The organism is Falsigemmobacter intermedius (assembly GCF_004054105.1).
GTDB classification, from domain to species: Bacteria; Pseudomonadota; Alphaproteobacteria; order Rhodobacterales; family Rhodobacteraceae; genus Wagnerdoeblera; species Wagnerdoeblera intermedia.
The window spans coordinates 1-8,162 of record NZ_SBLC01000067.1; the positions used below are offsets into that span (position 1 = coordinate 1).

Sequence of the window (8,162 nt, forward strand, 5' to 3'; positions counted from 1 at the left end):
GATGGCATTTTCATTCGAAATCCTTACAGCAGGGGCTTCACGACACAACAACTTGGCAATGCCTTCAGAATAAAGTGCGGCCATGTTAGCGTCAATCAAACGATATGCGGCATCGCAGCGCGACCCTTCCGGATCGGGTGGCAGCACAGCCGCTGCGGCAACACGCGGGGGGTGGTGCCGGTTCCCGCCCGGCGCTCCGGGGCGGAGAGACCCCTTATAGTTAGCGCTAACATTTAAAATTACATTTTTAGATAAAATTGACAGGACTCCCCCGCAGAGGTCACCCCCTTCCCCGTGGGGAAGCTGCTCCCCTGCCCGGCGGACGATCACCCCAAGCGGCCTCAGTCCCCCTGACGCGCGGCCTCCGGGCTTCTCCGTGGGGAAGGTGGGTGCCACGCCGCAGTAAGCAGAGCCCCACCCCCCCGCCCTCCTTCGGCGCGCCTTCCCTGCGGGGAAGTTCCCGCAAGCCCCTCCAAAAGGAAAGGGGCACCCGAAACCGGATGCCCCTTCTTCCCCTCGGGGAAGTCCCCTGCCCGCCTCAACCGAGATCGTTCAGCATGCGCTCCAGCGCCAGTTCCAGCCGCCGCCGCTCGATCGCCGTGAAGTCCCGCGCGAGGCGGATTTCCAGCCGGCCATTGGCCGCCGTGCATTTCGCCTGCCCCAGCCGCGAAGGAAGCTGGAAGGTGGTCTTGGCCTTGCCACTCGGCGTCGCGGGCTTCGCGGGGGTGGCATCCTCATCGGCGCCCGCAGCCGCCTCACGCGGGCTGTTGCCCAGGACCCGGCGCAGGATCCCCAACTCGTCTTTCACAGAGCGGTTGTCCCAGCCCTTCAGTCGCGCCCGGATTTCCCCCGCCAGATCAGGGTTATCCTCAAGCGCCGTCACAAGCTGCAGCCCAAGCGCGCGCGGAATATGCTGCGAGAACTGCAGGTCCTCTCCCAGGCGCTCCATCAGCCGGATGAACTGGCGGATATAGCTGCGCTTCTGATAGCCCGCAGACTGAAAGAGCTGCGCCACGGCCTTGTCCGGGTCGTTCTCGCTGGTATGGGGATCCCGCGCGTAGTTCAGCGCCAGCATGGCCATCTCAGCAAAGGAGATGTCTTTGCGCACCAGGTTCTCATCGACCATCCGCCGATAAAGCCCCTCCAGGTCTTCCCCGCGGGGAAGAATGCCCGCCGGAATCGCCCCCCAGGAGGCCGCATCTCCGGTTTCCGCCAGCAACTGCCGATAGGCACTTAACCGACGGAACCCCTGCACAAGCTCATAGCGCCCGTCTTCGCGCATCTCGACCCGGATCGGATTCGACAGGCCCAGGTCCCGGATCGAAGTGACCAGTTCAGCAAGCTCAAAGTCATCGCCCTTGACCCGGTCGCGCACCAGCTTCCAGGTCTCAATCTGATCCAGCGGCACCAGGTCCACAATCAGCCCCAGCTTTTTCATGCGCACATGTTCAGCCGCAAGCGCGTCATTTTCCGCGCGGATCTGCTCTTCCATCGCACGACGATCGCGCAGAGAGTCCGCATTCTCGGTAATGGCCGCCGCCATGGGCGAGCGCCGGGTCGGCACCGCCGGGGCAGGGGTCACAACGCCCTTCCCCGCGGGGAAGGCGTTGAGTCCGTCTTCATCGGGGAGGTCAATGCCAAAGGTGCGGCGCTTTTTCATTTCGTCTCCTCCACCTTATCCCAGGCATTCTGGAAGCAGTCCCGAAACTCTATATAAGCGCGGTCAAATGACGCCCGCGCCCGGCGCCAGGTTTCCCGCGTCATCGAGCGGTAGTCGATCTCATAAACCGATGAGAGGAAGCGCCCCGACTGCTCAACCGCGCGGGTCATTTCAATCGGCTCCTTCGCAACCGTCTCACCAAAGACTTTGCGGAAGGCCTCAAACATGGCGCGATGCAGCTCATTCCCCGGCTCATAACGCGTCATCAGGAAGCGCAGGTCCAGAAAGGCTTTCGGCAGCGCCATCTTCCCCGTGGGGAAGGAGCCGTCAAACCCCTCAGCCAGATCGCCCAGAGCCTCCGCCAACTGCCCAATAAAGCTGGTGGTGCTGTCATACTCCCAATAGCCCGGACCCGAGGGGATATAGAGCACATCCGCCGCAAAGACCGCGTTCATCGACTGATAGCCGATCGCCGGCGGGCAGTCGAAAAGGATCAGGTCATAGCTGTCGTCTGGGATCTGATCGAGGTAGCGCGAGACAGAGGCAAAGAACGACCAGTCCGGGTTCAAATGGCGGTACTGGGCGGAGGCGAACTCAACAAAGGCCGCATTGGCGCAGGAGGGCACGATATCAATCGTGGGCCAAGCCGTCGGCTTGATGAAGTCCGTCACCCGCAGGGTGCCGAGGCCCAGATCGCGCACCGAAGCCGGAAGACGCCGCTGCGGAATAGCCGTGCCGCTTTCCGCCGCGCGTGGCGCCGCGTTCATCCGATCGGTTTCATGGACCAGGTCCCGCGCGATGATGCCCCAGACCGTCAGCTCTTCCGAGACGTCGTGCAATCCCATGGCATGGGTCAGCGTGGCCTGGGGGTCAAAGTCCACCACCAGAACGCGGTAGCCATCCAGCGCCGCCGCATGGGCCATGTGCAGAGCCACGGTCGACTTGCCCGCGCCGCCCTTGAAGTTGGAGATGGCCACCCGGATCGCACGCTTGTTGGCCGGGCGCTTGGGCATGAGAGAGGCGCGGTTGACCTTCATCTTGCGGCGCAGCTCATTGATCTCCTGGAGGGTGAACCAGCGCTGGCGGCCATCCTCCTCAACTTCCCCGCCGGGAAGGTCCGGGTCCGCGGCCAGCCGTCCGCGGAAGGTTGACTGGTTAATGCGGAAGATCAGCTCCGAAACCTCCCAGGACGAGAAGCGCCGCAGGGTCTTCTCATGCTCAGGGGAAAAGGTCTGGCGACGGATGTAGCTCTGCATCTTCAGCGACTGCGCCTGCAGCGCCGCGAGGCTCTCATGGTTATACATGCCCGATCCCGTTTCTGGACGTAGATTATTTCTGACGCCCAATTTACGCGCAAAACATCGAAAGCGCAAAAGAGAAAGTTTGAATAAAGCGTAAATCATGCAAATGTCGGATTTAACGCGCAGTCGGTTGCGATCCGAAAAGATGGCGAGGCGCTCTGCGCGGTATTGGTCACGTTTGGGGGGACAAAATACAGGCGGCAGAGCGCAATGAGGGGACATCATAATCCGTATTTAGTGACATGTAAGACGTCCCCTATTACCTAAAACCCTTCAAAACTCTCTCAAAGAGATCAAAAAACCAGAAAGACCGCGTCAGGGCCTTCCAGGCGCTTGACAGAATCGTGTTGCAGGACGCAAATGAGGAAAGTTTCGGAAACAGCGTTGAGTGATTCACTGCAGCGGCTTTCCGGGCCGAGAAGTGAGACGTTTCAGCCACGCAGGTGGTGAAACAGCGCCAGCGGGGGGCGTGAAGGATGACGAGGGCAAATGGCGCAGCTTTGTCTGCGGCGAAGAAATATGACCTGCTGACGGCCCTCGGCGCATGGGGGCTGTCGCAGAACCGCACGGTGCAGCGACAGGTGCTGCGGCTGATCTGTCTGATCACGGCCCATTACAACTGGCAGGAAGACCGCCTCAGCGTCAGTCAGGCCGTCATCGCCAAACTCTGGTCAGTGGATGTGCGCACGGTGAAGCGTGAGCTGGCGGCCTTTCGTGAAAAAGGCTGGCTTTATGAGAAGCGCCGCTCGCTGCGCGGACAGGCGGCCTGGCTTGGCCTTAATCTTGAGCGCATTCTGGCGGATACGGAGGAGAGCAGGGAGGCCTTGGGCACCTCCGCTGCGCAGCGTCTGAGTAAAGCGGCTCCGGTCAAAGAACCCGCCGTCGAAGAGAAAATCATCGCCTTTCCGCAGGCGGGTGACAGCCGTTGGGGGCGCATCGCCCGACGCCTTGCCGCGCAGGACCGGGCCCTCTGGCAGGCCTGGTTTGCAGGGCTGACCCCTGTGTGTGAGGAAGGTGATCTGATCCTGCGCGCGCCTTCGGGCTTTCACGCCAGCTATGTCCAGACGCATTATCTCAGACGTCTGGAACAGCTTTGGGGTGGTCCGGTCCGGCTGCAGGCCTGATCTTCCCCGTGGGGAAGATCAGATGAGTTGGAGTTCGCGGGCCTTGAGGATCGCCTGAGAGCGCGATGTGACGGCCAGCTTCTCATGGATCTTCTTACGGTGGCTTTTAACCGTGCCTTCAGAGATCCCGAGCCGCCTTGCGATCTCTTTGGTAATCAATCCTTCAGCGACCAGGGCGATGATCTCGCCCTCGCGCGGCGACAAAAGGCCGGCGCCGCTGACCGGGGCGACCTCTGCTTCCCGGGTCGTGGGCAGATCGGTGCTCAGACGCTCAAGGATCGCCTGAGCATGCAGGCTTAAGCTGCGCCCGCCGCGGTGGCAGTGGCTGCGCACCGAAAGAAGCCAGGGCAGAGCCTCAGTGGAAAGCCTGCGGTTCGCACTCTGGCTGAGCAGGGGCAGCAGCTCTTCAGCGGCATTCAGCGCCGCGCTGTAGCGCCGCTGGCCAAGCTCTGAGCGGATGCGCAGGATCAGAGCGGCCATAAGCTCACGCTGATCGGCGGGGCGGGCGGACTGGCTGTCGAGAAGCTTCGCTGCCTCTCCCGCGCGGCCCGCGTCGAGGGCAAGGGTTGCCCCGTCCAGCGGGGAAGCGCCCTCGGGCAGAAGACCGCCGCAGTGAAGCGCGATGAGCCGGTCAAGGCAGAGCGTCAGCCGGGGCAGTTCGCTGTTGCAGGCAAAGCGGCGGGCCTCGCTGAGCAGAGGTCGCGCGGCATCGGGCCCTTCCGTTTCAGCAAGGATTCGCGCCAGTGCGCTCCAGCCTTCGGCATAGAGGCTGACATAGCCAAAGACGCCGGTTGCGGCCTGCATGGCGCGGCTGAGCAGCGCCCGGGCCGCTGTGGTCTCTCCGGCCTCGGCCAGGCAGATGCCGTGCCAGACTTCGGCGCTGACCACTTCATAGCCGCCGGGGGTGCACTGGCTTTCGGCAAGGGCGCGGGCGCGGGCCGCGGCCGCCAGGGCTTCGGGCAGGCTGCCGGTGGCAAGTTCGCAGCGGGCGAGATAGATCTCAAGGAAGATCATAGACTTGGAGAGCGGCGCCTGGGTTTGCAGCTGCCGGCCCAGGGTGATGGTGCGGCGCGCGCTGCGGAAGTCCCCTGCCTCCACCTCTGCCCAGGCGAGGACGGAGGCGATGGAAAGGGCCACGACCGGGTGACGGCCGAGGAAGTCCGCAAAGCTCTCGCGCAGATCGGCAATGAGCTGCGGCGGGATCGGGCGATCGGCGCCCGAGACGAAGACCATCTCAAGCATCAGCGCCCAGGCCCGGACCTCCGCGCGATCGGCACTGCCGCGCAGTTCGGTGAAGTTATTGGTGCCGCGGCGGGCATGTTCAAAGAGCAGTTCCGCCTCCGCCAGGCGTCCTGTGCGGCTGCGGTGATAGATCTGCGACAGAAACAGCAGCGGCAGATCGCGGGCGAGGTCGGTGCAGACCGGCAGATCGCGGGCGATATCGGGGCCGTCGCCCATATCGGTGGTGATGCCGCCGGCCGCTTCGAGAAGCCTTGCGGCGCGGGCGCTGTCTTCCAGGTTCAGCGCGTGGCGGGCGAGTTCGGCGCGGTTGTCGCGGCTTTCCCACCAGGTCAGAAGCACGTCCTGGATCAGGGCGGCGCGGCGGGGGAGATGGCTTTGCAGCCGCTCCCGCAGGTGGCGGGCGAAGGCGGGCTGCAGGCGAAACTCCCCCGGCCCGCGCGAGAGGCGCTCGAGCAAAACGCCCTCGCGCAGCAGCGGCGCCAGCCCCTGCCATCCGGCCAGCGGCCCCTCGGGATGCGGGGGGAGGGCGTCGAGCAGGGAAGGGCAGAAGCGCCGCGTGAGCGAGAGATCCATCACCAGCCGCAGGGTGGCGGGATCGAGCCGCTCGCAGATTTCTTCTTCATACCAGGCCGAGAGGGCGGCGGGCAGCGGGGCTTCGGGATCGCTGAGCGGCGAGAGGTGGCGCAGCGCGGCGATCCCGCCGCCGCTCAGATCCAGAAGGCGGCGCAGGGCGGTGTCGCTGAGATCGGGGCCGAGCAGGGCGCGGGCCTCTGCCTCATCAAAGCGCAGATCGGCGGCTGTGATAACGGTGAGGTCCTGGCGCAGCCAGGCTTCGCGCAGGGCGGCGCTGCGCAGGCGCGGTTCTGCCAGGATGACGCGCTGTGTGGTGGCGGCGCGCAGCAGGGCCGGGGCGATGCGGGCAGCGAAAGTCTCCTCCTCAAGCGCGGCGGTGCCGTTGAGAAGCCACAGGCCGGGCGGGGCTTTGGGCGCGTCCGTCAGCGCTGAGAGAAGCCTCTGCGGGCAGGCGGTGTCGAGCCGGATGACGGGACGGTTCCGCGCGGCCGCCTCTGAGGCCAGGAGCGTGAGAAGGGTGCTCTTGCCGCATCCTGCCGGGGCCGCCAGAAGGGTCAGCCCGGTCGGCTTTTCCAAAAGCGGGCCGGTCAGCCGCGGGCGTGCGACGGGGGAGGCGGCCTCGCAGGCCGGGGTCGCGGGCAGGCCGGGGGTGGCTTTGAGAAAGGGGAAAGGGGTGTTCATGGGTTATCCCCGCCATAAAATGCGCTGACAGTCCGAGACGGCGCGCAGAACCGCTGACCGGTCCTCGCGGCCCCGGGCATCGGGTTCGCGCGGCACAGCGCCGGAGGCGGCGCAGGTGCACAGATCATCGATGCTCAGACCCGAGCCTTCGAGCCAGCGGGTCAGCTCCCGACGCTCCGGCCCTCCGGGCGGGCCGTCTTTGAGGGCCGCTTCACAGAGGGCCCGGGCCTCATCGCTGTGGGCGGGCAGATCGGTGATGGCGAGCGGGTGGCGCAGGCAGTGGGTCATGGAGATGCCGAGGTAGCGCGAAAAAGCCTCGCCATCCGTGCTTTCCGTCTTCACCGCACGGGAGAGGGCGCGGTAATTTCCGACCATCTGATCGGTTGTGCAGGCGCAGAACATCTCGCGGCTGCGGCCCGCCTGGCGCAGAGCTTCGGTGAAATGGGTCGGGGTGACGCCCCAGGCAGGGGTCCCGCCGTCAAGCGCCAGTTCACACATTGCCGGGATCACGAAGGGATAGTCGCCCGGGCCCTCATCGGGGTCACCTGCCGCAGCGGCGCGCCCCGGGGGTGTCCCGCCTTCTGCAAGGCAGGGTGTCAGGTGATCGGCGATCACATCGTCGAGCAGCGCATGGGTTGAGAAATTCACCGCAAGTTCCGCCAGCAGACCGCTGAGCACCGAAGGCGGCGCCTGTGAGAGGCTTTGCCCGGTGCAGCCGCAGACCTGGTCCCGCGCCGCAGCGCCGCCTGCCGCGCGGCGCAGAGGTGCGGCTGCAACGGAGGGCAACCCGCCGTCGAAGGCGACTTCGCAGAGGCTTTGTCCAAGCCGCGCAAGGCTTTGCGCGCTCTCAGACCCGCCGAAGGCCACCGGTGCCGGAAGCAGAAGAGGCAGACTGAGCAGCAGGCCGCAGAGCTTACGTTCCACTGGGAGAAAGATCATGACGCGAACAACCGGAGAGAAAGAATGTTCGCAATCTAGAGGGTGACTATACTTTCGCATAGTCCCCGTAAGGGGGGAGTTTCAAAAAAGGCGCGTTTCACGAAACTTTCCGCCACCCAGAGGCGAGAACAGCAAATGCAGCGTATTGGGGGGCGAGGCTCCGCCCGGATCGCCGCCGGTGATGGCCCGTGTGGCGCGGATAACGCCGGAATGGGCGACAAAGACGGTCAGATGCCGCCTCGGGCTGCGCGACAGACAGTCTGAGAGGGCAGCCGCAACCCGCGCCTGCAGATCAGGCCAGCTTTCGCCATTGGGCGGTGTCGCCTCGCGCGGGGTCTGCAGATGCACGGGCTGCCCCTCAAGATCGCCCCAGGAGCGCTCGCGCAGACCCTCATGCAGGGTGATATCCTCTTCAGGAAAGGCCAGGCTCGCCGTTTGATGGGCGCGCTTTTGTGGCGAGGCAAAGACGTAACGCGGCTCGGACCAGGGCAGCGCGGCCAGCGCCTCTGCGGCGCTGCGACCGGCTTCGGTCAGCTGCGCCTCAAGGCGTCCGGCGATGATGCCGTCGCGGTTTGCCCGTGAGCTATGCTTGGAAATGGGTGACGGGGTCTGAAAGGGCGGCGTATCGTGGCGGGTGTCGAA

6 protein-coding genes are annotated in these 8,162 nt (G+C 64.9%); 1 reads left to right on the forward strand and 5 read right to left on the reverse strand.

What is annotated here, in order from left to right:
* Nucleotides 1-538: 538 nt before the first annotated feature.
* A complete protein-coding gene (locus EP867_RS18325; protein WP_128490903.1) occupies nucleotides 539-1,660 on the reverse strand; it encodes a ParB/RepB/Spo0J family partition protein in 1,122 nt (373 codons plus the stop codon).
* Nucleotides 1,657-2,964 (reverse strand): AAA family ATPase, encoded by a 1,308-nt coding sequence (locus tag EP867_RS18330; protein ID WP_128490904.1) that lies wholly within the window; start codon nucleotides 2,962-2,964, stop codon nucleotides 1,657-1,659. Before EP867_RS18330 ends, EP867_RS18325 begins: the two co-directional genes overlap by 4 nt.
* A 473-nt stretch (nucleotides 2,965-3,437) precedes the next feature.
* On the opposite strand from EP867_RS18330, the gene EP867_RS18335 reads away from it, so the two are divergent.
* Nucleotides 3,438-4,085: a DnaA N-terminal domain-containing protein gene (locus EP867_RS18335; RefSeq protein WP_128490905.1), complete on the forward strand. Its 648-nt coding sequence runs from the start codon at nucleotides 3,438-3,440 to the stop codon at nucleotides 4,083-4,085.
* An 18-nt stretch (nucleotides 4,086-4,103) separates the two neighbouring features.
* Here EP867_RS18335 and EP867_RS18340 read toward each other — a convergent pair whose 3' ends face one another.
* The 3 genes from EP867_RS18340 to EP867_RS18350 all read right to left on the reverse strand — a co-directional run.
* Complete coding sequence (locus EP867_RS18340; protein WP_128490906.1) at nucleotides 4,104-6,581, reverse strand: LuxR C-terminal-related transcriptional regulator; 2,478 nt, start codon at nucleotides 6,579-6,581, stop codon at nucleotides 4,104-4,106.
* A gap of 3 nt (nucleotides 6,582-6,584) precedes the next feature.
* The gene (locus EP867_RS18345; RefSeq protein WP_128490907.1) at nucleotides 6,585-7,520 is read right to left on the reverse strand and encodes a hypothetical protein; all 936 of its coding nucleotides are present in this window, start codon (nucleotides 7,518-7,520) and stop codon (nucleotides 6,585-6,587) included.
* Between the two features lie 81 nt (nucleotides 7,521-7,601).
* The coding region (locus EP867_RS18350; protein ID WP_164888946.1) for a histidine phosphatase family protein at nucleotides 7,602-8,162 on the reverse strand (561 nt) is incomplete at its 5' end.

What these genes read in the sequence shown, in the direction of transcription:
- EP867_RS18325 (WP_128490903.1), bottom strand. Translation starts at nt 1,660, where the DNA reads ATGAAAAAGCGCCGCACCTTTGGCATTGACCTCCCCGATGAAGACGGA.
- EP867_RS18330 (WP_128490904.1), bottom strand. Translation starts at nt 2,964, where the DNA reads ATGTATAACCATGAGAGCCTCGCGGCGCTGCAGGCGCAGTCGCTGAAG.
- EP867_RS18335 (WP_128490905.1), top strand. Translation starts at nt 3,438, where the DNA reads ATGACGAGGGCAAATGGCGCAGCTTTGTCTGCGGCGAAGAAATATGAC.
- EP867_RS18340 (WP_128490906.1), bottom strand. Translation starts at nt 6,581, where the DNA reads ATGAACACCCCTTTCCCCTTTCTCAAAGCCACCCCCGGCCTGCCCGCG.
- EP867_RS18345 (WP_128490907.1), bottom strand. Translation starts at nt 7,520, where the DNA reads ATGATCTTTCTCCCAGTGGAACGTAAGCTCTGCGGCCTGCTGCTCAGT.